Origin of the sequence: Bacteroides rodentium JCM 16496, assembly GCF_000614125.1 — a bacterium.
GTDB lineage: Bacteria > Bacteroidota > Bacteroidia > Bacteroidales > Bacteroidaceae > Bacteroides > Bacteroides rodentium.
The window spans coordinates 76250-99987 of the sequence record NZ_BAKJ01000007.1 but is presented as its reverse complement, the minus strand read 5'-3'; the positions used below and the strand labels follow the sequence as shown (position 1 = coordinate 99987).

General features: G+C 47.9%; 24 protein-coding genes and 1 pseudogene. 21 read left to right on the top strand and 4 right to left on the bottom strand.

Translation table 11 applies throughout. The features are described from left to right. Position 1: 1 nt before the first annotated feature. The 15 genes from JCM16496_RS04935 to JCM16496_RS04865 all read left to right on the top strand — a co-directional run bounded on the left by JCM16496_RS04935 (position 2) and on the right by JCM16496_RS04865 (position 11624). On the top strand, positions 2 to 997 hold the full coding sequence (locus tag JCM16496_RS04935; protein WP_025832723.1) for a PhoH family protein: 996 nt from the start codon (positions 2 to 4) through the stop codon (positions 995 to 997). Further along, the gene (locus tag JCM16496_RS04930) at positions 984 to 1415 is read left to right on the top strand and encodes a VOC family protein (RefSeq protein ID WP_025832721.1); all 432 of its coding nucleotides are present in this window, start codon (positions 984 to 986) and stop codon (positions 1413 to 1415) included. Before JCM16496_RS04935 ends, JCM16496_RS04930 begins: the two co-directional genes overlap by 14 nt. 13 nt (positions 1416 to 1428) lie before the next feature. Next, entirely contained in the window at positions 1429 to 2370 is a 942-nt protein-coding gene (locus JCM16496_RS04925; protein ID WP_005823683.1) for a phosphoribosylaminoimidazolesuccinocarboxamide synthase, read from the top strand. A gap of 80 nt (positions 2371 to 2450) precedes the next feature. Then, positions 2451 to 3188 carry a bifunctional demethylmenaquinone methyltransferase/2-methoxy-6-polyprenyl-1,4-benzoquinol methylase UbiE gene (gene ubiE / locus JCM16496_RS04920; RefSeq protein WP_025832718.1) on the top strand — a complete coding sequence of 246 codons (738 nt, stop codon included), beginning with the start codon at positions 2451 to 2453 and terminating at the stop codon, positions 3186 to 3188. A gap of 31 nt (positions 3189 to 3219) precedes the next feature. Continuing rightward, positions 3220 to 3966: a shikimate dehydrogenase family protein gene (locus tag JCM16496_RS04915; RefSeq protein ID WP_025832715.1), complete on the top strand. Its 747-nt coding sequence runs from the start codon at positions 3220 to 3222 to the stop codon at positions 3964 to 3966. After that, a complete protein-coding gene (locus tag JCM16496_RS04910) occupies positions 3966 to 4961 on the top strand; it encodes an alpha/beta hydrolase (RefSeq protein WP_025832713.1) in 996 nt (331 codons plus the stop codon). Before JCM16496_RS04915 ends, JCM16496_RS04910 begins: the two co-directional genes overlap by 1 nt. A 40-nt stretch (positions 4962 to 5001) precedes the next feature. Further along, positions 5002 to 5910: a TPM domain-containing protein gene (locus JCM16496_RS04905; RefSeq protein ID WP_025832711.1), complete on the top strand. Its 909-nt coding sequence runs from the start codon at positions 5002 to 5004 to the stop codon at positions 5908 to 5910. Positions 5911 to 6179: 269 nt separating this feature from the next. Beyond that, positions 6180 to 6761 carry a LemA family protein gene (locus JCM16496_RS04900; RefSeq protein WP_005835359.1) on the top strand — a complete coding sequence of 194 codons (582 nt, stop codon included), beginning with the start codon at positions 6180 to 6182 and terminating at the stop codon, positions 6759 to 6761. 127 nt (positions 6762 to 6888) lie between these two features. After that, positions 6889 to 7197, top strand: coding sequence for a nucleotidyltransferase family protein (locus JCM16496_RS04895; RefSeq protein WP_025832705.1), 309 nt, complete (start codon positions 6889 to 6891; stop codon positions 7195 to 7197). Further along, the gene (locus JCM16496_RS04890; RefSeq protein WP_025832702.1) at positions 7181 to 7528 is read left to right on the top strand and encodes a HepT-like ribonuclease domain-containing protein; all 348 of its coding nucleotides are present in this window, start codon (positions 7181 to 7183) and stop codon (positions 7526 to 7528) included. The genes JCM16496_RS04895 and JCM16496_RS04890 overlap by 17 nt, the downstream gene beginning before the upstream one ends. 128 nt (positions 7529 to 7656) lie before the next feature. Next, positions 7657 to 8826, top strand: a complete 1170-nt coding sequence (locus tag JCM16496_RS04885; protein WP_025832701.1) for an AIR synthase-related protein — start codon at positions 7657 to 7659, stop codon at positions 8824 to 8826. A gap of 2 nt (positions 8827 to 8828) precedes the next feature. After that, positions 8829 to 9110, top strand: coding sequence for a hypothetical protein (locus tag JCM16496_RS04880; RefSeq protein ID WP_025832698.1), 282 nt, complete (start codon positions 8829 to 8831; stop codon positions 9108 to 9110). Continuing rightward, positions 9097 to 10209, top strand: a complete 1113-nt coding sequence (gene prfA / locus JCM16496_RS04875; protein ID WP_025832696.1) for a peptide chain release factor 1 — start codon at positions 9097 to 9099, stop codon at positions 10207 to 10209. Before JCM16496_RS04880 ends, prfA begins: the two co-directional genes overlap by 14 nt. A gap of 123 nt (positions 10210 to 10332) precedes the next feature. Beyond that, positions 10333 to 11157, top strand: coding sequence for an orotidine-5'-phosphate decarboxylase (gene pyrF, locus JCM16496_RS04870; RefSeq protein ID WP_025832694.1), 825 nt, complete (start codon positions 10333 to 10335; stop codon positions 11155 to 11157). Between the two features lie 11 nt (positions 11158 to 11168). Next, positions 11169 to 11624 carry a DUF6078 family protein gene (locus tag JCM16496_RS04865; RefSeq protein WP_244440251.1) on the top strand — a complete coding sequence of 152 codons (456 nt, stop codon included), beginning with the start codon at positions 11169 to 11171 and terminating at the stop codon, positions 11622 to 11624. Between the two features lie 212 nt (positions 11625 to 11836). On the opposite strand, the gene JCM16496_RS04860 is transcribed toward JCM16496_RS04865, so the two are convergent. Further along, positions 11837 to 12889 (bottom strand): DUF7309 domain-containing protein, encoded by a 1053-nt coding sequence (locus tag JCM16496_RS04860; protein ID WP_025832690.1) that lies wholly within the window; start codon positions 12887 to 12889, stop codon positions 11837 to 11839. A gap of 295 nt (positions 12890 to 13184) precedes the next feature. Here JCM16496_RS04860 and JCM16496_RS04855 point away from each other — a divergent pair, with 295 nt between their 5' ends. The 6 genes from JCM16496_RS04855 to miaA all read left to right on the top strand — a co-directional run bounded on the left by JCM16496_RS04855 (position 13185) and on the right by miaA (position 19524). Continuing rightward, positions 13185 to 14414 carry an HD domain-containing protein gene (locus JCM16496_RS04855; RefSeq protein ID WP_025832688.1) on the top strand — a complete coding sequence of 410 codons (1230 nt, stop codon included), beginning with the start codon at positions 13185 to 13187 and terminating at the stop codon, positions 14412 to 14414. An 84-nt stretch (positions 14415 to 14498) separates the two neighbouring features. Further along, positions 14499 to 15539: a UDP-3-O-(3-hydroxymyristoyl)glucosamine N-acyltransferase gene (lpxD, locus tag JCM16496_RS04850; RefSeq protein WP_025832686.1), complete on the top strand. Its 1041-nt coding sequence runs from the start codon at positions 14499 to 14501 to the stop codon at positions 15537 to 15539. A gap of 3 nt (positions 15540 to 15542) precedes the next feature. Further along, positions 15543 to 16928, top strand: coding sequence for a bifunctional UDP-3-O-[3-hydroxymyristoyl] N-acetylglucosamine deacetylase/3-hydroxyacyl-ACP dehydratase (locus JCM16496_RS04845; RefSeq protein ID WP_025832685.1), 1386 nt, complete (start codon positions 15543 to 15545; stop codon positions 16926 to 16928). A 137-nt stretch (positions 16929 to 17065) separates the two neighbouring features. After that, positions 17066 to 17842 (top strand): acyl-ACP--UDP-N-acetylglucosamine O-acyltransferase, encoded by a 777-nt coding sequence (lpxA, locus tag JCM16496_RS04840; protein ID WP_025832684.1) that lies wholly within the window; start codon positions 17066 to 17068, stop codon positions 17840 to 17842. Between the two features lie 112 nt (positions 17843 to 17954). Then, positions 17955 to 18509, top strand: coding sequence for an IS1096 element passenger TnpR family protein (locus JCM16496_RS04835; protein ID WP_025832683.1), 555 nt, complete (start codon positions 17955 to 17957; stop codon positions 18507 to 18509). A 109-nt stretch (positions 18510 to 18618) separates the two neighbouring features. Continuing rightward, positions 18619 to 19524 (top strand): tRNA (adenosine(37)-N6)-dimethylallyltransferase MiaA, encoded by a 906-nt coding sequence (gene miaA / locus JCM16496_RS04830; protein WP_025832681.1) that lies wholly within the window; start codon positions 18619 to 18621, stop codon positions 19522 to 19524. On the opposite strand, the pseudogene JCM16496_RS04825 reads toward miaA, so the two are convergent. From JCM16496_RS04825 to JCM16496_RS04815, 3 genes and pseudogenes are all read right to left on the bottom strand, one after another. Beyond that, positions 19500 to 20737 (bottom strand): annotated as a pseudogene (locus JCM16496_RS04825) (carcinine hydrolase/isopenicillin-N N-acyltransferase family protein). The gene miaA and the pseudogene JCM16496_RS04825 overlap by 25 nt on opposite strands. A 101-nt stretch (positions 20738 to 20838) precedes the next feature. Continuing rightward, positions 20839 to 21609 (bottom strand): TlpA family protein disulfide reductase, encoded by a 771-nt coding sequence (locus JCM16496_RS04820; protein WP_025832678.1) that lies wholly within the window; start codon positions 21607 to 21609, stop codon positions 20839 to 20841. A 12-nt stretch (positions 21610 to 21621) separates the two neighbouring features. Further along, positions 21622 to 23712 (bottom strand): M56 family metallopeptidase, encoded by a 2091-nt coding sequence (locus tag JCM16496_RS04815; RefSeq protein WP_025832675.1) that lies wholly within the window; start codon positions 23710 to 23712, stop codon positions 21622 to 21624. Positions 23713 to 23738 lie beyond the last annotated feature (26 nt).

Below are 23738 nucleotides of genomic sequence, written 5' to 3'. Positions count from 1 at the left end.
AATGATAGAAAAACTGATTGTTCTTGAAGATATTGACCCGGTAATATTTTATGGCGTAAACAACGCCAACATGCAGCTGATAAAGGCCTTGTATCCCAAGCTTCGCATCGTTGCCCGCGGCAATGTCATCAAAGTATTGGGTGATGAGGAGGAAATGTGTGCATTCGAGGAGAACATCACCAAGCTGGAGAAATACTGTGCCGAATACAACTCTTTGAAAGAAGAGGTCATTATAGACATCATCAAAGGCAATGCCCCGCAAGCGGAAAAATCGGGCAATGTCATTGTATTCAGCGTAACCGGAAAGCCGATTATCCCGCGCAGCGAGAACCAGCTGAAGCTGGTAGAGGCATTTGCCAAGAATGACATGCTGTTTGCCATCGGTCCCGCCGGTTCAGGAAAGACCTATACAGCCATCGCACTTGCCGTGCGGGCACTAAAGAATAAGGAGATAAAGAAAATCATCCTCAGCCGCCCCGCCGTAGAAGCCGGAGAAAAGCTCGGTTTCCTGCCCGGCGACATGAAGGACAAGATAGACCCGTATCTGCAACCACTCTATGACGCCCTGCAGGACATGATACCTGCCGCCAAGCTGAAAGAGTACATGGAGCTGAACATCATCCAGATTGCCCCCCTCGCCTTTATGCGCGGACGCACACTGAACGATGCCGTTGTCATTCTGGATGAAGCGCAGAACACGACCACCCAGCAAATCAAGATGTTCCTCACCCGCATGGGCATGAACACCAAGATGATTGTCACGGGAGACATGACGCAGATTGACTTGCCTTCTTCCCAGACTTCCGGTCTGGTGCAGGCACTGAAAATCCTGAAAGGCGTAAAAGGCATCAGCTTCGTGGAGCTGAACAAGAAAGACATCGTACGGCACAAATTGGTAACCCAGATTGTGGAAGCCTACGAGAAGTTCGACAAGGAAGCGAAAGCAGAACGGGAGAAACTTAATAATCAAAAGAATCACCACAATGAACAGAATTAATGTAATAGCTCTCGGAGTCAGAGACATGCAACGGTCTGTCAAGTTCTACAGAGATGAACTGGGCTTTCAGACAGAAGAAAAAGAAGACTGCCCGAAGGTGATATTCTTCAATACAACAGGAACGAAATTTGAGTTGTATCCTTTAGAACTCCTGGCACAAGACATCAGTGAAAGCAATCCTCCCAAAATCGGTAACGGCTTCTGTGGTATTACTTTAGCCTACAACGTAAAGAGCGAAGCTGAAGTTATAAAAACAATAGAGACGGCACGGAATGCCGGCGCCAATATCGTCAAGGAGCCACAAAAAGTTTTTTGGGGTGGCTTTCATGCCTATTTTGCCGACCCCGATAATTATTATTGGGAGGTAGCCTATAATCCTTATTGGACTTTCGATGACAACGATATGATTAAACTTTAATATGACAATGAATATGAAAGCATTAACAGCAACAGAATTCAATTTCCCCGGACAGAAGAGTGTCTATCACGGAAAAGTTCGTGATGTGTACAACATCAATGGTGAAAAGTTGGTCATGGTAGCTACCGACCGCATCTCAGCCTTCGACGTAGTATTGCCGAAAGGTATTCCCTTCAAAGGACAAATGCTGAACCAGATTGCAGCAAAATTCCTGGATGCCACAACCGACATCTGCCCCAACTGGAAAATGGCTACACCCGACCCGATGGTGACGGTAGGTGTGATGTGTGAAGGATTCCCCGTAGAAATGATTGTACGCGGTTACCTCTGTGGCAGTGCATGGCGTGCCTACAAGAGCGGCGTACGTGAAATCTGCGGCGTGAAACTGCCCGAAGGAATGAAGGAAAACCAGAAATTCCCCGAACCCATCATCACCCCGACCACAAAGGCCGAGATTGGCGAACACGATGCCGACATCTCCAAAGAAGAAATCCTGGCACAAGGTCTTGCCACACCCGAAGAATATGCCGTATTGGAGCAATACACCATGGCCCTCTTCAAACGCGGCACCGAGATTGCTGCTGAACGCGGATTGATTCTGGTAGATACCAAATACGAATTTGGCAAGCACGACGGCAAAATCTATCTGATGGACGAAATCCATACGCCCGATTCCAGCCGCTACTTCTACTCCGAAGGCTACGAAGAACGTTTTGCCAATGGCGAACCGCAAAAGCAACTCTCCAAGGAGTTTGTACGCGAATGGCTGATGGACAACGGCTTCCAAGGCAAGGAAGGACAGCAAGTACCGGAAATGACCGACGAAATCGTTACTTCAATCAGCGAACGTTACATCGAACTGTACGAACACATCACCGGTGAGAAGTTTGTAAAGGAAGATACCAGCAACATTGCCGAACGCATTGAAAAGAATGTAACCGAATACTTAAAATAAGGATGAGGGATTAAGGATTAAGGATTAGCGCAGCCCCTTAATCATTAATCCCTCATCCCTAATCCTTAATCCCTTATCACATGGACTATCCCCAAGAACACATCAAGCCCTACGGCAATGACGGCAAGAAGAGCGAACAAGTGGAAGAAATGTTCGACAACATCGCTCCTGCCTACGACAAGCTGAATCACACCCTATCCATGGGTATCGACCGCAGCTGGCGTAGGAAAGCAATCAAGTACCTCCGTCCTTTCCGCCCCCGGCGTATTATGGACGTAGCTACCGGCACCGGCGATTTCGCCATCCTTGCATGCCGCGAACTGCAACCCGACAGCCTGATTGGCACCGACATCTCGGAAGGCATGATGAACGTGGGACGTGAAAAAGTAAAGCAGACGCACCTCTCGGACAAGATTTCATTTGCCCGGGAGGACTGCACCTCCCTCTCGTTTGCCGACGAAAGCTTCGACGCCGTGACCGTAGCGTTCGGTATCCGCAACTTCGAAGGGCTGGACAAGGGACTGTCCGAGATGTGCCGCGTACTAAAGACCGGCGGACATCTCGTCATACTGGAACTCTCTACACCGGACCGCTTCCCGATGAAACAGTTGTTCACCATCTACTCCAAAGTTGTCATCCCCCTGCTCGGTAAATGTATTTCGAAAGACAACAGCGCCTACACCTATCTACCGGAAAGTATTCGCGCCTTCCCGCAAGGAGAAGTGATGCAGGAGGTAATCCGCAAGGCAGGCTTCAGCGAAGTGCACTTCAAGCGGCTGACTTTCGGAGTATGCACGTTGTACACAGCCAGAAAATAATCATTAATTTCCCTTTAACACACCCCCCATTATGCAGAAATACGGTTTAATAGGTTATCCGTTGAAGCATTCCTTCTCAATAGGATATTTCAATGAGAAATTCACAGCAGAAAATATTGATGCAGAATATGTAAACTTCGAAATTCCACGTATCGAGGATTTCATGGAAGTTATCGAGGAAAATCCCAACCTCTGTGGACTGAATGTAACTATCCCTTACAAGGAGCAAGTCATCCCCTACCTGGACGAACTGGACAAAGATACGGCCAAGATAGGCGCCGTCAATGTCATTAAGATTATCCGCCTCCCCAAAGGCAAAGTGAAACTGGTCGGCTACAACTCCGACATCATAGGATTTACACAATCCATAGAACCACTTTTGCAACCACAACACAAGAAAGCCCTGATTTTGGGTACCGGCGGTGCATCGAAAGCCGTATATCGCGGGCTGGAGAACCTGGGTATAAAAAGCACCTTCGTATCACGTAGCAAGAAAGAGGATAAATTCCTCACTTATGAGGAGTTGACACCGGAAATCATGCAAGAGTACACAGTGATTGTCAACTGTACCCCAGTAGGCATGTATCCCAAAGTGGATTTCTGTCCCAATATCCCTTACGAACTACTGACTCCCAACCATTTGCTCTATGATTTGTTATATAATCCAAACGAAACCCTTTTCATGAAGAAAGGCCAGGCACAAGGAGCCGTCACTAAGAACGGTCTGGAAATGTTACTGCTGCAAGCCTTTGCTGCATGGGAAATTTGGAATAAATAATGAAGAAAACCATAAAATATTCGATTCTCGGTCTGGCTGCCCTCTGCACCGTACTACTGTGCGGAGGGTACTATATGCTGGGGCATGCTCTGAAACCCGAAGACCTTATCACACGCAGTCGCAACATTGCCGAATCCTACAACTTCATGTTCGAGCAATATCCCGAACTGCAACCGTGGGTAGACAGTCTGGTGACCGTAGGGGCATTGAAAGACTTCTACATTGAGAACGACCATGGAGAGACGCTACACGCACTCTACGTTGCCGCCGCCCGCCCCACCCCAAAAACAGCAGTCATCGTACACGGATATACTGATAATGCCGTGCGCATGCTGATGATAGGCTATCTGTACAGCAAGGAGATGGACTTCAACATCTTGCTGCCCGACCTCTACGGACACGGGATGAGCGAGGGAAACCATGCACAGATGGGTTGGAAAGACCGGCTTGACGTACTGCAATGGACCGAAACCGCCGACGAACTCTTCGGGCGCAGCCATACAGACAGCATAGCATCCCGCAGCACAGAGATGGTAGTACACGGCATCTCCATGGGAGCCGCCACCACCATGATGGTATCCGGCGAAGTGGAGCATGGTCAATACCAACAGCCTTTCATCAAGTGTTTCGTAGAAGACTGCGGCTACACAAGCGTATGGGACGAGTTTCGCGGAGAGCTGAAAGCACAGTTCAACCTGCCCGCCTTCCCTCTTCTGCATACAGCAAACTGGCTCTGCCGGCAAGAGTACGGATGGGACTTCCTGGAAGCCTCTGCTTTGGAGCAAGTTAAAAAATGCACTTTGCCGATGCTCTTCATCCACGGTGACGCCGACACCTTTGTGCCAACTTGGATGGTTTATCCCCTCTACGAAGCCAAGCCCGAACCCAAAGAATTATGGATTGTGCCCGGTGCCACGCATGCCATGTCTTACAAGGATTATCCGCAGGAATACACCGAACATGTAAAGAAATTCGTAGGAAAATACATACATTGATGTGATTTTACCTATCTTCGCTACAACAAATACTGGTAGTATGAGACGATTTATTTCCATAGCATTCTTCTTATGCCTGCTCTTATCCTTGCAGGCACAAGAAGTCTACACCACTAAGAATATTCCTAAAGTACACCTTCAGGACAAGACACGCTATGTGTGCAACCCAGCCGGAATTCTATCAACGGAGGCATGTGACAATATAGACCGTATGCTCTATGCATTGGAGCAGCAGACCGGCATTGAAACGGTAGTTGCCGTTGTTCCCTCCATCGGACAAGAAGACTGTTTTGATTTCTCACACCAGCTGCTCAATGAATGGGGAGTAGGGAAAAAAGAGAAAAACAACGGTTTGGTCATTCTGCTGGTAACCGACCAACGCTGCATCCAGTTTTATACGGGATACGGTTTGGAAGGAGACCTTCCTGATGCCATCTGCAAACGCATACAGACCAAATACATGATTCCCTATCTGAAAGACGGTAATTGGGATGCCGGAATGGTAGCGGGTATAAAGGCTGTCTGTTCACGTCTTGACGGCACTATGGTGAATGATACGCCCGATGACGAAGGCGATGACGTGGGAATTGTCATCCTGATGTTCCTCGGTATCATCGGGGTAGGGATTGCTATTAGCATCATAGCGCTACGAGCCGCCAACAAATGCCCCAACTGCGGACAGCATAAACTGCAACGTAGCACCAGCCAACTCATCGCACGCCACAACGGCATAAAAACAGAAGATGTGACCTACACCTGCCGCAATTGCGGACATAAAGTAGTGCGCCGCCAGCAGTCATACGATGAAAACTACCGGGGAGGAGGCGGAGGTGGTCCGGTCATCTTCGGTGGTGGAGGACTCTTCGGCGGAGGTGGCGGAGGAGGCTTCAGCGGCGGCAGCTTCGGAGGCGGTATGGGAGGTGGTGGAGGAGCCGGTTCCCGGTTCTAAAGCCTCACCCCCAAGAGGGTGTGTCAAAACTGGTATCCACCACAGATTACACAGATTTGCACAGATAAGCATCTTTGATTATCAGTAAATTAAGTTCATTCTGTGTTAATCCGTGTAATCTGTGGTGAATTTTGACACAACCTCAGAGGATACTGAAAAGAAATAAGACGTTTACATTAAGAATATAATTAAATGATTAATAACTGCCTTCCCCTCCTCCCCTCTCTCTATCGGAGAGGAATCGGAGGTAAGGCTTAAAAATGAAAAGTATGAAGAAATCAACCATTATCATTATCGTTGTTATAGCTCTTCTCGCCATTTGGGGTGTAACCGGCTATAACGGACTCGTAACCATGGACGAAAATGTCAGCGGACAATGGTCGAACGTAGAAACCCAATACCAACGCCGTGCCGACCTGATTCCGAACTTGGTGAATACCGTGAAAGGATATGCCACGCACGAGAAGGAAACACTGGAAGGTGTAGTAGAAGCCCGCAGCAAAGCCACTCAAATCAAAGTGGATGCTGCAGACCTTACTCCGGAAAAGCTGGCTGAATATCAGAAAGCACAAGGTGCGGTGACTTCCGCCCTCGGCAAATTGCTTGCCATCACAGAAAACTATCCGGATTTGAAGGCAAACCAGAATTTCCTAGAACTGCAAGCACAGCTGGAAGGTACGGAAAACCGTATCAACGTAGCACGTACCAACTTCAACAATGCAGCCAAGAACTTCAATACAGCCATTCGCCGTTTCCCCAAGAATATCCTTGCCGGTCTTTTCGGTTTTGAGAAACGAGCTTATTTCGAAGCGGCAGAAGGAGCGGAACAAGCTCCCCAGGTACAATTCTGATAAATGTACAACTCAACAAGCGAGGCACAAAGTCAAGAAACTTTGTGCCTCGCTTTGATATATAAAAAGAATAAAGTAATTTTGTATAATACATTGAAGTACTAAATAACCATAACCAGATAGAGCCATGATGAATAAAGAAATTCAGCTTCTTATTCCCAAGATACAGCAATACTTCGCCGGGCAACCGATAAACAAGGCGTGGCTATTCGGTTCATGCTCAAGAGGAGAGGAAACTTCGGAAAGCGATATAGACATATTGGTACAATATGCTGATAACGAACGGGTCACTTTATTCACCATCTCCCGCATCATCAATTCCTTGAAAAAGATACTGAAACGGAGTGTCGATTTAGTTGATGAAGACGGACTGTTACCTTTTGCCATAGACAGCGTACAACAAGATAAAATCCTTATCTATGAGAGAAACAATTAAAGACAAAGGAAGAATAGAACATATCTTATCATCTATTGATATCTTGCTCGAAAACAAGAACCGCTACACTTTTGAAATGATAAACAATGATTCCATCATTTTTTATGGTTTTGTGAAACATGTAGAAATCATTGGGGAAGCAGTCTATATGCTAACTAAAGAATTCCGTGCTTCACATCCGGAAGTCGATTGGGAGGTAATAGAAGGAATGCGCCATGTTCTTGTACACGGCTATTACAAAATAAAGCCCAAGCAGCTTTGGGACACCATTGAATATGACATACCGGAACTGAAACCAGCCATAGAAAAGATTTATAAAGAATTCGAATGAAATCATTACCATGACAAGATGGCTATATATACAAGCGAGGCACAAAGGCGAGAAACTTTGTGCCTCGCTTTGTGTTGTAGAAGATTAGATGTATCTTTGCGCATTCAATTGAACAAACCTATTATCTCATGAGTAATCAACGATACATGATGCGGGGCGTCAGCGCATCAAAGGAAGATGTGCACAACGCCATCAAGAATATCGACAAAGGTATTTTCCCGCAGGCATTCTGCAAAATTATTCCCGACATTTTGGGCGGAGACCCTGAGTATTGCAACATTATGCATGCCGATGGAGCAGGCACCAAGTCCAGTCTTGCCTATATGTACTGGAAGGAGACCGGCGACCTGGGCGTGTGGAAAGGCATTGCACAAGATGCACTGATTATGAACATCGACGACCTGCTTTGCGTGGGTGCGGTAGACAACATTCTGGTATCCTCCACCATCGGACGTAACAAACTGCTCATCCCCGGCGAAGTAATCTCGGCCATCATCAACGGCACGGACGAACTGCTTGCCGAACTCCGCGAAATGGGAGTAGGCGTCTATGCCACCGGCGGCGAAACAGCCGACGTGGGCGACCTTGTACGTACCATTATCGTAGACTCGACAGTGACCTGCCGCATGAAGCGCTCAGATGTTATAGACAATGCCAATATCCGTCCGAGCGATGTGATTGTAGGTCTGGCATCCTACGGCCAGGCAACTTATGAGAAAGAATACAACGGCGGTATGGGCAGCAACGGTCTGACCTCGGCGCGCCACGATGTATTCTCCAAATACCTGGCAGAGAAATATCCCGAAAGCTATGACAAGGCTGTACCCGAAGAGCTGGTATACAGTGGCAAGCTGAAACTGACAGACAGCGTCGAAGACAGTCCGCTGGATGCAGGAAAGCTGGTACTTTCCCCCACCCGCACCTACGCACCGGTAGTAAAGAAACTGCTTGATGCGCTCCGTCCCCAAATCCACGGTATGGTACACTGCTCGGGCGGCGCACAAACCAAGGTACTGCACTTTGTGGGAGACAACTGCCGTGTCATCAAAGACAATCTCTTCCCCGTTCCACCGTTGTTCAAGACCATCAAGGAGCAGAGCGATACGGACTGGAGCGAAATGTACAAGGTGTTCAATATGGGACATCGCCTGGAAGTGTACCTTTCTCCCGAACATGCAGAAGAGGTGATTGCTATTTCAAAGAGTTTCAACATCGATGCACAGATTGTAGGCCGCGTGGAAGAAAGTGACAAGAAAGAGCTGATTATCAAGAGTGAATTCGGAGAGTTCAAGTATTAGACATGAATGCAACAAAGCAAAACCCAGACAAAGGATGCTTGTTTTTATTAGCGGGTATCTCGTTGTGTGCTTTAGGCATTGGCATAGGGACATGGCTTGATTGCCCGTATATCAAAAACCTTGGCATCATGATGGGAGGTTTTGTCGGTTCTTTTGTGGGAAGTAACTACATCAACATCAAAAAGAAGAAAACACCTGCATGGCAATGGGTGGTTTTCTTCATTCTAATATTAATAATGACGGCTCTACTTACCGTATTTTTAGAATCAAATGGCAGAAAATAACACCATACTTGAGAAGCTGGAAGGGCTTGTCGCCCGCTTCGAAGAAGTATCGACCTTGATTACAGACCCGGCAGTGATTGCCGACCAGAAGCGTTACGTCAAGCTCACCAAAGAATATAAAGAACTGGGCGACCTGATGAATGCCCGCAAGGAGTACATGCAGGTACTGAGCGGCATCGAAGAGGCCAAAGAAATCATTGCCAACGAAACAGACCAGGAGATGCGCGAAATGGCACGCGAAGAGCTGGATGCCTGCCAAACCCGCCAACCGGAACTGGAAGAGCAGATAAAGCTGCTGCTCGTCCCCGCCGACCCGCAGGACGGTCGCAATGCCATCCTCGAGATACGTGGCGGTACGGGTGGCGACGAAGCGGCCATCTTTGCCGGAGACCTCTTCCGCATGTACACCAAGTACTGCGAATCCAAGGGATGGAGAATGGAGATATCCAGCGCCAACGAAGGTGCAGCCGGCGGTTTCAAGGAAATCGTCTGCTCCGTGACGGGCGACAATGTATATGGCACACTGAAGTATGAATCGGGCGTGCACCGCGTGCAACGCGTACCGGCCACCGAGACGCAAGGACGCGTACACACCTCGGCCGCCAGCGTAGCCGTGCTTCCCGAAGCCGAAGAGTTCGACGTGGTCATCAACGAAGGCGAAATCAAGTGGGACACCTTCCGAAGCGGTGGCGCCGGCGGTCAGAACGTGAACAAGGTGGAATCAGGCGTGCGCCTGCGCTACAACTGGAAGAACCCCAACACGGGCGTAGTCGAAGAAATCCTCATCGAATGTACCGAGACGCGCGACCAGCCCAAAAACAAGGAACGCGCCCTTGCGCGCCTGCGTACCTTCATCTACGACAAGGAACACCAGAAGTACATTGACGACATCGCCTCCAAGCGCAAGACGATGGTCTCCACCGGCGACCGCTCCGCCAAGATACGTACCTACAACTATCCGCAGGGACGCATCACCGACCACCGCATCAACTACACCATTTATAATCTCGCCGCCTTTATGGACGGAGACATCCAGGACTGCATCGACCACCTGATTGTGGCGGAAAATGCAGAAAGACTGAAAGAGAGCGAGTTGTAAAGCAGTGACAAGAAACAAGTGACAAGTATTTAATACTCATAACTAAAAAATAACCCAAAAGCTGCAAGCCTGCACGCTACCTCCCCGTAGCCCGTAGCTTGCAGCCCGTAATTATAGAGCAATATGGACAAACAGCAATTATTCGAGAACATCAAGCGCAAGAAGTCATTTCTTTGCGTAGGTCTTGACACCGACATCAAGAAAATACCCGAACATCTTCTGAAAGAGGAAGACCCTATATTCGCTTTCAACAAAGCCATCATCGACGCCACTGCCGACCTCTGCATCGCCTACAAGCCCAACCTGGCTTTTTATGAGAGCATGGGCGTGAAAGGCTGGATAGCTTTCGAGAAAACCGTAAACTACATCAAGCAGAACTATCCCGACCAATTCATCATTGCCGACGCCAAACGCGGTGACATCGGGAACACCTCTGCCATGTATGCCCGCACCTTCTTCGAAGAGCTGGACATTGATTCCGTAACCGTAGCCCCGTATATGGGTGAGGACAGTGTGACCCCGTTCCTTACGTACGAAGGCAAATGGGTAATCCTGCTTGCACTGACCAGCAACAAAGGCTCGCACGACTTCCAGCTGACGGAAGACAAAGAAGGCGAACGCCTTTTCGAAAAAGTTCTGCGCAAATCGCAGGAGTGGGCAAACGACGAACAGATGATGTATGTAGTAGGTGCCACGCAAGGCCGTGCCTTCGAAGACATCCGCAAGATTGTTCCCGAACACTTCCTGTTGGTTCCCGGCGTAGGCGCACAAGGCGGTTCGCTGGAAGAGGTGTGCAAGTATGGCATGAACAAGACTTGCGGCCTGATTGTCAACTCCAGCCGTGGTATCATCTACGTGGACAAGACGGAGAACTTCGCCGCCGCCAGCCGAAAAGCCGCCCAAGAGGTGCAGGCACAGATGGCGGAACAGTTGAAAGCAATTCTGTAAACAGCTCCATTATGCTCCTGCAAGACATACCTCAACATTATGTACACTGCTTTGCGGGCAAAGACCTTTGCCCCAAAGCAGCCACCTGCCTGCGAGCCATCGCGGCGCAGACCCTCGCGGAAAGCGAGGAAGAAGGGAAGAATATACTATACTGCGTAAACCCCGTTTACGTGCAACGCCTTTCGCCCACCGACAGTTGCCGGTATTACCGCGACAATAAACCCCTGCGCTATGCCAAGGGCATGACCCAACTCTTCGAAGACCTCCCCTTAAAGCAATCCCGCATAGTCCGCCTACGGGTAATGCAATGCTTTTCATGCGAGAGCTACTTCTACCAAAGCCGCAAAGGAGAGCGTCTCATCTCTCCCCAAGAACAAGAAGCCATCCGCAACGTATTCCGCTCGGCAGGTATAGCCGGCGAACCTAAGTTCGATGAATTTCAGTACTGTCTGGCGTGGGAAGGATAAGAGCGTAGCTACACTATCAATCAGCAGATTACAACTTTATTTTTCTTTACTACCAATAAAGCGTCACTTTATCGGCAGTAAAGCAATACTTTATCGGCAGTAAAGCGGTACTTTATCGGCGATAAAGCAACGCTTTATTGGCGACAAAGTACCGCTTTAATATCAAGAGAACGAGACTTTATAAGAAGCAAAGGGAAGCAACCGCAGTTTTGCTACATAAAGTTGCTCATCATAAAGTCGCAAGCATTCTCCAGTTCCGGTAGCTCCTTCTTGCGCAGCAGACGAATGCCCCCCCGGGCACAGAAGTCCTTCAAGAAGAATTCGGTTCTCTCGTCTCCCACCTCAATCGTCTCGGGCTTGCTGCCACTGTCACACAAGTTCTTGGCAAGTGCTACAAGTATCCGGTCGGATTCCTCCCCTTCACTCTCCATAGAGAAAATAGGAAACAGCCCCCCTCTCTCGACTTCCATGCAAAGCAACATGCCAGGCAGAAAAGGCATCCCGTCCTTTCCTCCATCCAAGGGTACCGGCAAGTGAACAAATTTCACCTGACATTCCCCGAATGCAGGCTGTTTTTTCAGCGCCCTTGCAAGTATATCGTTCTTAAATTCCGGTGCGGGATACTCATCGGGCTGAAAAGCAGGAAGCTTGGCAGTAGCCCAGTCGTATGCGCCTTCAGCATTGGGAACAAGGTAAGGAACCTCCTTTCCACCTTTCATGGTAGGATAATCCGGCTCTTTCCCAAAGCCCAGACTGACCAGTGTCCGGTGCTTCAGCTCTCCCGCCACAGCAACAGCTGCACGAAGTGCCTCTACTATGTCGCGCGCATCCTGCTCACAGGTGAGGCCGGCCGGCATTTTTAAAGGCTGATGCCGGGTAAAGTCAGGCCATCCTTTAAAACGAGGTATCTTCATCCCATGAGCTTCGGCATAGCTGCGAATCAACTTCTTCGCAGCGGCATCCATGTCAGCCGCTTGCATAAAGTCGCAATTAATGCAGTCTAAAGTGGCCACCATTTCAAACCTCTCTAAGCTAGAAAGGTGCATATCATCCATCATGAGACTCTTCAGATAGGAAGAGAATCCTTTCCGTCCCCGATAGAACCCCAGGGCCAGATGCTCGCCCCCGTTCCCCATCACGCAACAATAACCGGTCTCTCCATCGGAAAGGCGGAATGCAAACACATCACTGTCCGCCAAGATTTTCCATAACTCCGTATCGCGGTATTGAAATGCCACCGCAAGCATATCGTCTGTCAATATCATCTTTTTATTTTTTAGTGGTTATCAATTATCTTCTCATTTGCAAAACTACAATTAATATCGGATAACAAACAAGAATCAAGGAGGATAGTTACGCAAAATACATTTCTTGAATACGCAGCCTCATCAATACCAAACAAGACACTGCAACAACGAATATCCGCATTAAATTTTGAAGTTCGGGATTTGATTCGGATATTTGCACGTCAGTATGCTTGCCTAAAATCTTACTGAGCACTAATTATCTACCTCATGGACCAAGCAAGATTATTATCCATAACAAAACAACAATTTACCCATGTCCCACGAACGTAAAATCATCAACGACCCTGTCTTCGGGTTCATAAACATACCAAAGGGGTTGTTGTACGATGTCGTACGGCATCCCCTCTTGCAACGGCTGAACCGTATCAAGCAACTGGGTCTGTCCTCCGTTGTCTATCCCGGTGCACAACACACACGGTTCCAGCACTCCCTGGGTGCCTTCTACCTGATGAGCGAAGCCCTCCAGCAACTTGCCACCAAAGGAAACTTTATCTTCGACAGCGAAGCCGAAGCTGTGGAAGCAGCCATCCTGATGCACGACATCGGCCACGGCCCCTTCTCCCACGTACTGGAAAATACCATCGTGCAGGGCGTCTCCCACGAAGACATCTCCTTGATGCTGATGGAACGTATCAACAAGGAAATGAACGGACAGCTGACCCTCGCCATCCAAATCTTCAAGGACGAATACCCCAAGCGCTTCCTGCACCAACTAGTGAGCGGACAGCTGGACATGGACCGCCTGGACTACCTGCGCCGCGACAGCTTCTACACCGGAGTAACCGAGGGTAACATCGGCTCCGCCCGCATCATCAAGATGCTCGATGTAAAGGACGACCACCTGGTAGTAGAGTCCAAAGGCATCTATTCCATCGAGAATTTCCTCACCGCCCGCCGCCTGATGTACTGGCAGGTCTATCTGCACAAAACCTCCGTTGCCTACGAGAAAATGCTGATTAGCGCCCTGCTCCGCGCTAAGGAACTGGCAAGCTGCGGCATAGACCTCTTTGCCTCACCCGCCTTGAAATTCTTCCTCTACAACGACATCAACCGGGAAGCATTCTATAACAATCCCGACAGTCTGGAAAATTTCATCCAGTTGGACGATAATGACATCTGGACTGCCCTCAAGGTATGGAGCCGCCACCCGGACAAGGTTTTGTCCACACTGAGTGCCGGCATGATTAACCGAAATATCTTCAAAGTCGAGATTTCTGCCGAACCTATTAGCGAGGAACGGAAAAAAGAACTAACTTTGCAAATCAGCGAACAATTGGACATCCCTCTCTCCGAAGCGAGATATTTCATCTCTACCCCCAGCATCGAGAAGAACATGTACGACGAGGCAGATGACAGTATTGACATCCTCTACAACGACGGCAGCATCAAGAACATTGCCGAAGCATCGGATATGCTCAATATCTCTCTTCTGTCCAAGAAAGTAAAAAAGTACTACTTATGCTACCAACGTTTGCATAGATAAGTATAAAATATTCACCCTAGGACAAGGAAATATAAAAAAAAAGTCCGTTATTTGCGTTTCGAAACCATCTAACAAGAATAAGACATGGAGTTCTCTGCTAAACAAATTGCAACATTTATCCAAGGAGAAATTGTTGGAGACGAGAATGCTACCGTTCACACCTTTGCGAAAATCGAAGAGGGAATACCGGGAGCCATCTCCTTCCTATCCAATCCCAAATACACCCCTTACATATACGAAACGCTATCAAGCATTGTTCTGGTAAACAAGGATTTTGTTCCGGAACAAGAAGTAAAAGCAACCTTGATTAAAGTGGACAATGCGTATGAAAGTCTTGCTAAATTGCTTAATCTTTATGAGCAAAGCAAGCCAAAACGGGTGGGAATTGACTCTCTGGCCTTTGTTGCCGAGACTGCCAAAATAGGCAAAGATGTTTACATTGCACCTTTTGCCTGCATTGGCGAACACGCAGAGGTGGGAGACAATACGGTCATCCATCCGCACGTCACGATTGGCAGCGGTGCCAAAGTAGGCAATGACTGTATTATTTACGCCAATGCAACCATCTATCACGATTGTCGGGTAGGCAACCACTGCATCCTGCACTCCGGCTGTGTCATCGGTGCAGACGGTTTCGGCTTTGCCCCTACGCCCGAAGGATATGAAAAGATTCCGCAAATAGGTATCACCATCCTGGAAGACCATGTGGAAATCGGTGCCAACACGTGTGTGGACCGTGCCACAATGGGAGCCACCATCGTACATAGCGGCGTGAAACTGGATAATTTGATTCAGGTGGCACACAATGATGAAATAGGCTCCCACACCGTAATGGCGGCGCAAGTAGGTATAGCAGGTTCTACCAAGATAGGAGAATGGTGCATGTTCGGCGGGCAGGTAGGCATTGCAGGCCATATTCATATTGGCAACAAAGTGAACCTTGGCGCACAGTCCGGTGTTCCCAGTAGCATAAAGGACGGTAGCCAGCTTATCGGTACTCCTCCTATGGAGCTGAAACAATATTTCAAGGCATCCATCGCACAAAGAAGTTTGCCGGAAATGCAAGTGGAACTGCGCCAACTCCGCAAAGAATTGAATGAACTTAAACAACAATTAAATAAGTAACCAATGTTAAAACAAAAGACTCTAAAAGACAGCTTTTCGCTTAGTGGAAAAGGTCTTCATACGGGACTTGACCTAACCGTTACTTTCAATCCTGCTCCGGATAACCATGGATACAAAATCCAACGTATCGACTTGGAAGGACAGCCTACCTTCGATGCCGTTGCAGACAACGTATCCGAAACTACCCGTGGAACTGTAATCTCCAAAAACGGAGTAAAGGTGAGCACAGTGGAGCATGGCATGGCAGCCCTCTATGCATTGGGAATCGATAACTGCCTGATACAAGTAAACGGACCGGAATTTCCCATTCTGGACGGAAGCGCCCAATATTATGTCAACGAAATAGAGCGCGTAGGCACTGTAGAACAAAATGCCGTAAAAGATTTCTATATCATCAAGTCCAAAATTGAATTCCGTGACGAAACAACCGGCTCTTCCATCATCGTGCTGCCGGACGAGAACTTCAGCTTGAATGTATTGGTATCATACGACTCCGACATCCTCCCCAACCAGTTTGCAACGCTGGAGGACATGACGAAGTTCAAGGATGAAATCGCCGCAAGCCGTACTTTCGTGTTTGTACGCGAAATTGAGCCGTTGCTGCAGGCCGGTCTTATCAAGGGAGGCGACCTTGACAATGCGATTGTTATTTACGAACGCGAAATGTCACAGGAGAACTATGACAAGCTGGCCGACGTAATGGGGGTTCCCCACATGGACGCCAAACAATTGGGATATATCAACCACAAACCTTTGGTGTGGCCCAATGAATGCGCCCGCCACAAGTTGCTCGACGTCATCGGTGACCTGGCATTGATAGGCAAGCCCATCAAGGGCCGTATCATCGCTACCCGCCCGGGACACACTATCAACAATAAGTTCGCCCGCCAGATGCGCAAGGAAATCCGCTTGCACGAAATACAAGCTCCTACCTACGACTGCAACCGCGAACCGATTATGGACGTAAACCGCATCCGCGAACTTCTGCCTCACCGTTACCCGATGCAATTGGTGGACAAAGTCATAGAAATAGGTGCCAACTACATTGTAGGTGTCAAGAACGTAACTTCCAACGAACCTTTCTTCCAGGGACACTTCCCGCAGGAACCCGTAATGCCCGGTGTGTTGCAGATAGAGGCAATGGCACAGACGGGAGGTTTGCTTGTACTGAATTCGGTGGATGAACCGGAACGCTACTCCACCTACTTCATGAAGATTGACGGTGTGAAATTCCGCCAGAAAGTGGTACCTGGAGATACCCTCATCTTCCGTGTAGAGCTGATGGCCCCCATACGCCGCGGCATCTCTACCATGAAAGGCTATGTGTTTGTAGGCGAAAAGGTTGTCTGCGAAGCAGAGTTTATGGCGCAAATAGTTAAGAACAAATAACAAGATTTACGATTGGACGATTTACGATTTACGATTCATATTACCCATAAGAATTATCACCTTCAGGTAAAATCGTATATACTGTAAATCGCAAGTATCCTCAATCGTAAATCGTAAATAGCTAAATCGTAAATAATATGATAAGTCCCTTAGCGTATATTCATCCCGAAGCCAAAATCGGGGAAAACGTAGAGATTGCTCCTTTTGTTTTCATTGACAAGAATGTGGTAATCGGTGATAACAACAAGATTATGGCAAACGCCAACATTCTGTACGGTGCACGCATCGGCAATGGAAATACTATTTTCCCGGGAGCCGTTATCGGTGCCATTCCCCAGGATTTAAAGTTCAGAGGAGAGGAAAGCACTGCTGAAATCGGAGACAACAACATCATACGTGAAAACGTAACAGTCAACCGCGGCACGGCTGCCAAAGGCAAAACCGTTGTAGGCAGCAATAACCTCCTGATGGAAAGCGTACATGTGGCCCACGATGCTCTGATTGGCAACGGCTGTATCATTGGCAACTCTACAAAGATGGCAGGCGAAATTGTCATTGACGACAATTCCATCATCAGCGCCAATGTACTGATGCACCAATTTTGCCGCGTAGGAGGATACGGCATGATACAAGGCGGCTGCCGTTTCAGCAAGGACATCCCGCCGTACATCATTGCCGGACGCGAGCCTATCTGCTATGCGGGAATCAACATTGTAGGGTTACGCCGCCGTGGCTTCTCCAACGAGACCATCGAGAAAATCCATGATGCCTATCGCATCATCTATCAAGGCGGCCTGAACAATACGGATGCCTTGAAGAAAATCGAGGATGAGATGGAAATGACACCGGAAATAAGCTATATCGTAAACTTTATACGTGAATCAGCCCGCGGCATTATCCCCGCAGGGAAATGAAAGGATTTATGATTTGAGATTTATGATTTATGAGCGCAATACGCATTTGAAACCATAAATCTCAAATCAGACGCCATAAATTATAAATTATAAATCATAAATCATAAATCACATGATCTACAGATTTACAATCATCTCTGATGAGGTAGACGATTTTGTCAGAGAAATACAGATAGACCCGGAAGCTACCTTTTATGACTTCCATGAAGCGATTCTAAAGTCGGCAGGCTACACTAACGACCAGATGACTTCTTTCTTCATTTGCGATGATGACTGGGAGAAAGAGAAAGAAATTACGCTGGAAGAAATGGACGACAATCCGGAAATGGACAGTTGGGTGATGAAAGAGACCCAGCTGAGCGAACTGGTTGAAGACGAGAAGCAGAAACTTCTCTATGTATTCGATTATATGACTGAGCGCTGCTTCTTCATCGAGCTTTCTGAAATCATTACCGGAAAGGATATGAAAGGCGCCAAATGCACCAAGAAAGCGGGTGAAGCTCCCAAGCAGACCATTGATTTTGAAGAGATGGCAGCTGCCGGCGGTTCCCTTGATTTGGACGAAAACTTTTACGGCGACCAGGACTTCGATATGGAAGATTTCGACAAAGAGGGTTTCGGCGGTTTGGACGAAGCCGGAAACTCATTTGAAGAAGAAAGATATTAAACAGACATACCATACAGATTTTCTTTTAGGCACGGATTACACGGAAACACACGGCTGTTATTGAATATTCCGTGTAATCCGCGTAATCCGTGCCTAATTTTTTATCCGCATGCACACCCTAATCGTACTTATCGGTCCTACCGGAGTAGGCAAAACAGAGCTAAGCCTCCGATTGGCAGAACATTTCCATACTTGTATCGTCTCGGCCGATTCGAGACAACTCTATGCAGATTTAAAGATAGGCACGGCTGCCCCTACACCGGAGCAACTGCAACGGGTACAGCATCACTTCGTCGGCACCCTGAAGCTGACAGACTATTACAGTGCCGCCCAATACGAAGCGGAAGTGATGAAGCTGCTGGAAGGCTTGTTTACAGAGCATGACACCGTACTGCTGACCGGAGGCTCAATGATGTATGTAGATGCAGTCTGTAAAGGGATTGACGACATTCCGACCGTAGATGCCGATACACGCCAGCTCATGCTGCACAAATATGAAACAGAAGGTCTGGAAAGACTTTGTGCGGAACTTAAGCTGCTGGATCCGGAATACTACAAAACAGTAGATTTGAAAAATCCCAAACGCGTAGTCCATGCTTTGGAAATCTGCTACATGACGGGAAAGACCTACACTTCCTTCCGCACCCGACAAAAGAAAGAACGCCCCTTCCGTATTATCAAAATAGGACTAACGCGTGACCGGGAAGAGCTTTATGAACGCATCAACTGCCGGGTGGACCAAATGGTGGAAGAGGGTTTGGTGGAAGAAGCGCGCATGGTCTATCCGCATAAAAGTCTGAATTCCCTGAACACAGTAGGCTACAAAGAAATATTCAAGTACCTGGACGGCGAATGGACATTACCCTTTGCCATTGAGAAGATAAAGCAAAACTCACGCATCTATTCCCGTAAGCAAATGACCTGGTTCAAACGGGACGAGGAAATCCGCTGGTTCCACCCGGAGCAGGAAAGGGAAATACTGGAATACTGTCATCGTTCCATCAAAGGCGTATAAGCCTTTCGGACAAGTGCTTCCACATCTTGATAGAGCTTCTGCATTTCTTGAGAATCAATGCTTCCTTGCCGTCTCCAACTGTCCAACAATGGGCATGTACGGCGAAACACCTCCGCCTCCACCGGAACAAGCTGTTGCATATAGCCGTTATTCTCCATATTGTACAGTTTTTCCCAATTCAGATAACGATTGGTTCCCATCCCCTGATTGTAACAGAAGACATTGTTGGAAAGCCGGAGTGACCAATCACTGAGCGGAGCGGCGGCACACGCCTTGTCCCAACACACCATCGGAGGCAGAAGTCTATCCGCATCCTTCGCCCAAAGTGGCACGGCAATGCCCGTAGGAGGATATCCCAGCATTGTCCACATCGTAGTAAGTTCCGCCTTCTCACCCGGTTTTACGCCCTGCACCACAATGGAACAGGAAGTGCTGTTACGGGGAATAAAATCCTGGTCGACAAACCAACCGGAACCTTGCGGGCGATTAAACTTCCCGCTCTTCAAATCAATATCGAGCATGCCGTTGCGAAACGAACGTGAAAGATTATTGAAGATGCCCTGCGGCGTGATTCCTCCCGTTGCAGAAGCTCTCATCAGTACCCGGTCTGCCTCCATATAGCGCACATAACCCGCCCCCCGATTCACTTCACCGGCAAAAGAGAAGTTGGTACGGGCAATGTAGCCGTAAGGAGCATCTTTGGGATTATTGGCATCATACATCGTATATTTATAATAATCCACCTCAAATACGGCGGCACCGCTTGAGCATCGATTACGCCAAAATTGGCCTCTATCAGGCTGGGCTTGGAAATGGTATCAAGGAAATGGCAGAAATCCTCCACCGTGGCACAAACTTCCAAAGCGCGGTAGATAATCCTCCCATTGGCTGCTCCCCGTTCTTCCCCGTCTTTCACTTCCACCAGATTGTAGGATTGGGTATTCATCAAGGCAAAACCGGCAGAGTTTGTGCCCATCCATGCCTCCTTCAAGGCAGGAAAGTTAGCACTATTCACATCGGCAATGAAGTTATACTTCTCCCCTTTTATATAAGCAACATGATTTCGCAGATAGTCCGTATCACGGTTTTTCCATAGCAACGGACGACCGTCAGGAGTAACCTTTCCGGAAACGACGGCAGATGTACAAGCCAGAACCGGCCCGGCAGTGAATGCCGCAAGCAGTCCTAATATTAAAAAAAAATGTTTTATCATAACCTTGCCTTCCTTAGATTTATATTCACAAAGGTATGATAATCTGTGAAAGGACAAAAGAAATCCCCTGAAATCCTTATCCCCTCTTCATCAAGAAAGAACTATTCGCTGACAAGTTCCTGCAACTTGTCCTGCATATACCGGAGTTTCGCAGTCCCGGTACCTTGTTCTATATGGCGGATAACGCCTTTCTTATCCACCAGTATCGTCACGGGCATACCGCTCACATTAAAGGTCGTAAAGAAAAACAACTCATCGGCTATCTGGGTAAAGAGGAAAGGACGATTCTCTACAATCTTCCTTATCTGGGCAGCACTGTCAAACGTCGTGGCAAAATAGGCTACATCGGGATAAAGTTCCATCCATTTGTTCAATTCCGGCATTTCGCGGATGCAGGGCCCGCAACCGGTATACCAGAAGTTCAAGACCATAGGACGCCCCACTACATCGGCATTAGTCCACTCCCTCCCTGCGGTATCTTTTACTTTGAAGTCCGGAAAGGCTTTGCCCATCCACTCCTCCGTCTTCAGAGTCCGTACGGCACCGCCTATCGGGAGCTTCTGTCCCATACCGCCCCGATAGCTCATCAAGAACGCTTCCGAGCCAGGTACGTCTTCGGCAGGAGTAGCGTATCTGCTTACATCCTCCGGCAGTACAAAACTCTTGCGCAGACGAAGTTCCATAACCTCGTGCCCTTCACTATCTTTGTGGACGATGAAAGCCACGACATTGTCCGAACTCACGCAGGGCGGCATTCCTTCAAAGAAAAGCCCGTCCATCAAATAATATTTCTTACCGGCTGTCTGGGCAGAGCAAAGCCCTGCCCCCACAGCTATCAGAATTAGAAACAAAGAAAGAATTTTACTTGTCATAGTTATCAGAGACTATTCACTTTTTAAGGTTACTGTAAGCTTAGGCTGAGCCTTCACTTTGCTGGTAGCTACACCTATGTACGAAACAGACAGTATAGCATCCTTGGAGGGTACGGAGAGAACAAAGTTGCCATCCACATCCGTAATAGCTCCCGAAGTAGTACCTTCTATCAAAACAGCTGCACCGACAATCGGCTCACCCTGCTCATCCACCACTTTACCTTCCACTTTCATACTGCCCTTAGCGGAAGTTTTTCCGGCATTCTTCTTGGTAGTAATAGAGATAACCCCCTTTTTACCTGGAATCTTATCCACATTTATGTTCGCTATCTGGTCGGCCGATATAACATCTTCCAGCCCTTTCCCTGCCAAATCAATCTTCACACGATCTACATAAATATCCACATCAGACAAATCGGCCTTCTCACCATTCAAATGCCCCCCTTCTATTTCCGGGAGTTCCACTTTTTCCGTCGGCACACCTACCACAAAAGGAGTGCCTCCTTTCTTTAAATTTATCAGCATAACGCCATTCTTTCCCTTTTCTCCATATAAGTCCGTGGCAGATTTGTCTTTCAGAACCGTTATACGTTCTATCTTATCAGGATTCAATGCACTCATGATAGAGGGCGTCATCTCCTTTCCATCCACAATACACAATGGTTCTTTCCCATTACCTGCATATCCTTCAACTGTAATGGCATTGGCAGAAGAAGTCTTTTCAAGTTTATCGTCATCCAGCCTGAACATCACCGGAGCCGTATATTTCACCGCCACCGGCTGCCCCTTCTGTTTCCCCGGTTTCCACTTCGGCATACTGCTTATCAAACGCAGCGCCTCGGCATCCATATCCTTATCTACAGAACGGAGAAGCTCCGGTTCCTTGATACTTCCATCCTTATCCACCACAAACCGGACTGTCACACGTCCCTGCGTACCTTTCTCTTTGGCAGATGCCGGATAACGCATATTCGTCTTGATATAGTCCATGAAAGCACTCATTCCACCACCGGGAAATTCCGGCATCTCCTCTACCACTTCAAAGACCGGAGTCCCCTTCAACTGCTTGCGGACTTCCGTCGGTACATACTTCACATCAGCAGGTTTCGTTGTGTCTCCTACACTTTCCGTCACTTTTGTTTCTACAATTGCAGCCAAATCGTTAACTTTGACGCTTGAAATCTCTTCCACTTTATCGGAGACTTCGGGACGGGCAAAAGCTGTTACTGCAATAGCAGCTACCGGAAGTACATAAAGATACTTCAAACGTGCCCACGGACTTGATTTTTCTTTTAACATCATAGTGATACGTTTTTTAAGTTTACTGTGATTAAAGCTGTTGGCCATAGAGTAGAGCCTTGTGCCGACAGCTTTTTTAATCAATAATAGTTGATACTGTTTTGCGTCCACACCTTCCTTTATCACCGTTTCATCGGCTTCAAACTCATGGATATTCTGCAATTCCTGCTTCAGCAGCCACGATGCCGGATTGAACCACTGAAAGAAAATGCAGACATCGGTCACCAGCAAGTCCCAGGAATGGCGGTTATGGATATGGGCAAGCTCATGGATAAGGATTTCCCGTCCGTTCTCCTCCAAGTCTTTCCGTGAAATGACAATATATCCCATCCAACTGAACGGAGCTATGTCACGATTGTGCACAATCAGAGTGACACGTTCCTTTCTGCCCGGTAAGTAGCTGCCGATATCCTCTTTTTTACCCGATTTCAGCAACATCAGTAACCGTACCAACGAACATACGTTGCGGAAGGCAAAGAAAACGATTCCTGCCAGATAGACAAGTAGCGCCACTTGTATCCAGGTGACTGTTGCCGTTTCAGCCCTTGCTCCGGCCTCAGTGGCATTCACTGCATCTGCCATCATCAGCAACTGCTCCAATGTCAGCATGGTCTGGTGCACTTCCGTCTCCTGCTTCACATTTACCTCTACCAAAGGCAATAGGCAGGACAACAGCAAAATGCCCAACAATGAAAAACGGTTGAAACGATGAAACGTCTCGCGTGCCAGCAACAAGCGATAAAACAGATAGAATATCGCCAGACAAACGGATGATTTGAGTATATAAACAAAAAACAGACCCATGGAGTTATTTACTATTTAAGGATTTA

Coding starts and splice junctions, on each gene's coding strand:
- lpxA (WP_025832684.1), top strand. CDS start 17,066: ATGATAAGTCCCTTAGCGTATATTCATCCCGAAGCCAAAATCGGGGAA.
- JCM16496_RS04915 (WP_025832715.1), top strand. CDS start 3,220: ATGCAGAAATACGGTTTAATAGGTTATCCGTTGAAGCATTCCTTCTCA.
- JCM16496_RS04860 (WP_025832690.1), bottom strand. CDS start 12,889: ATGATATTGACAGACGATATGCTTGCGGTGGCATTTCAATACCGCGAT.
- JCM16496_RS04885 (WP_025832701.1), top strand. CDS start 7,657: ATGAGTAATCAACGATACATGATGCGGGGCGTCAGCGCATCAAAGGAA.
- JCM16496_RS04905 (WP_025832711.1), top strand. CDS start 5,002: ATGAGACGATTTATTTCCATAGCATTCTTCTTATGCCTGCTCTTATCC.
- JCM16496_RS04855 (WP_025832688.1), top strand. CDS start 13,185: ATGTCCCACGAACGTAAAATCATCAACGACCCTGTCTTCGGGTTCATA.
- JCM16496_RS04820 (WP_025832678.1), bottom strand. CDS start 21,609: ATGACAAGTAAAATTCTTTCTTTGTTTCTAATTCTGATAGCTGTGGGG.
- ubiE (WP_025832718.1), top strand. CDS start 2,451: ATGGACTATCCCCAAGAACACATCAAGCCCTACGGCAATGACGGCAAG.
- JCM16496_RS04880 (WP_025832698.1), top strand. CDS start 8,829: ATGAATGCAACAAAGCAAAACCCAGACAAAGGATGCTTGTTTTTATTA.
- JCM16496_RS04890 (WP_025832702.1), top strand. CDS start 7,181: ATGAGAGAAACAATTAAAGACAAAGGAAGAATAGAACATATCTTATCA.
- miaA (WP_025832681.1), top strand. CDS start 18,619: ATGCACACCCTAATCGTACTTATCGGTCCTACCGGAGTAGGCAAAACA.
- JCM16496_RS04845 (WP_025832685.1), top strand. CDS start 15,543: ATGTTAAAACAAAAGACTCTAAAAGACAGCTTTTCGCTTAGTGGAAAA.
- JCM16496_RS04930 (WP_025832721.1), top strand. CDS start 984: ATGAACAGAATTAATGTAATAGCTCTCGGAGTCAGAGACATGCAACGG.
- JCM16496_RS04815 (WP_025832675.1), bottom strand. CDS start 23,712: ATGGGTCTGTTTTTTGTTTATATACTCAAATCATCCGTTTGTCTGGCG.
- JCM16496_RS04835 (WP_025832683.1), top strand. CDS start 17,955: ATGATCTACAGATTTACAATCATCTCTGATGAGGTAGACGATTTTGTC.
- pyrF (WP_025832694.1), top strand. CDS start 10,333: ATGGACAAACAGCAATTATTCGAGAACATCAAGCGCAAGAAGTCATTT.
- JCM16496_RS04935 (WP_025832723.1), top strand. CDS start 2: ATGATAGAAAAACTGATTGTTCTTGAAGATATTGACCCGGTAATATTT.
- JCM16496_RS04895 (WP_025832705.1), top strand. CDS start 6,889: ATGATGAATAAAGAAATTCAGCTTCTTATTCCCAAGATACAGCAATAC.
- JCM16496_RS04900 (WP_005835359.1), top strand. CDS start 6,180: ATGAAGAAATCAACCATTATCATTATCGTTGTTATAGCTCTTCTCGCC.
- JCM16496_RS04865 (WP_244440251.1), top strand. CDS start 11,169: ATGCTCCTGCAAGACATACCTCAACATTATGTACACTGCTTTGCGGGC.
- JCM16496_RS04910 (WP_025832713.1), top strand. CDS start 3,966: ATGAAGAAAACCATAAAATATTCGATTCTCGGTCTGGCTGCCCTCTGC.
- prfA (WP_025832696.1), top strand. CDS start 9,097: ATGGCAGAAAATAACACCATACTTGAGAAGCTGGAAGGGCTTGTCGCC.
- lpxD (WP_025832686.1), top strand. CDS start 14,499: ATGGAGTTCTCTGCTAAACAAATTGCAACATTTATCCAAGGAGAAATT.
- JCM16496_RS04925 (WP_005823683.1), top strand. CDS start 1,429: ATGAAAGCATTAACAGCAACAGAATTCAATTTCCCCGGACAGAAGAGT.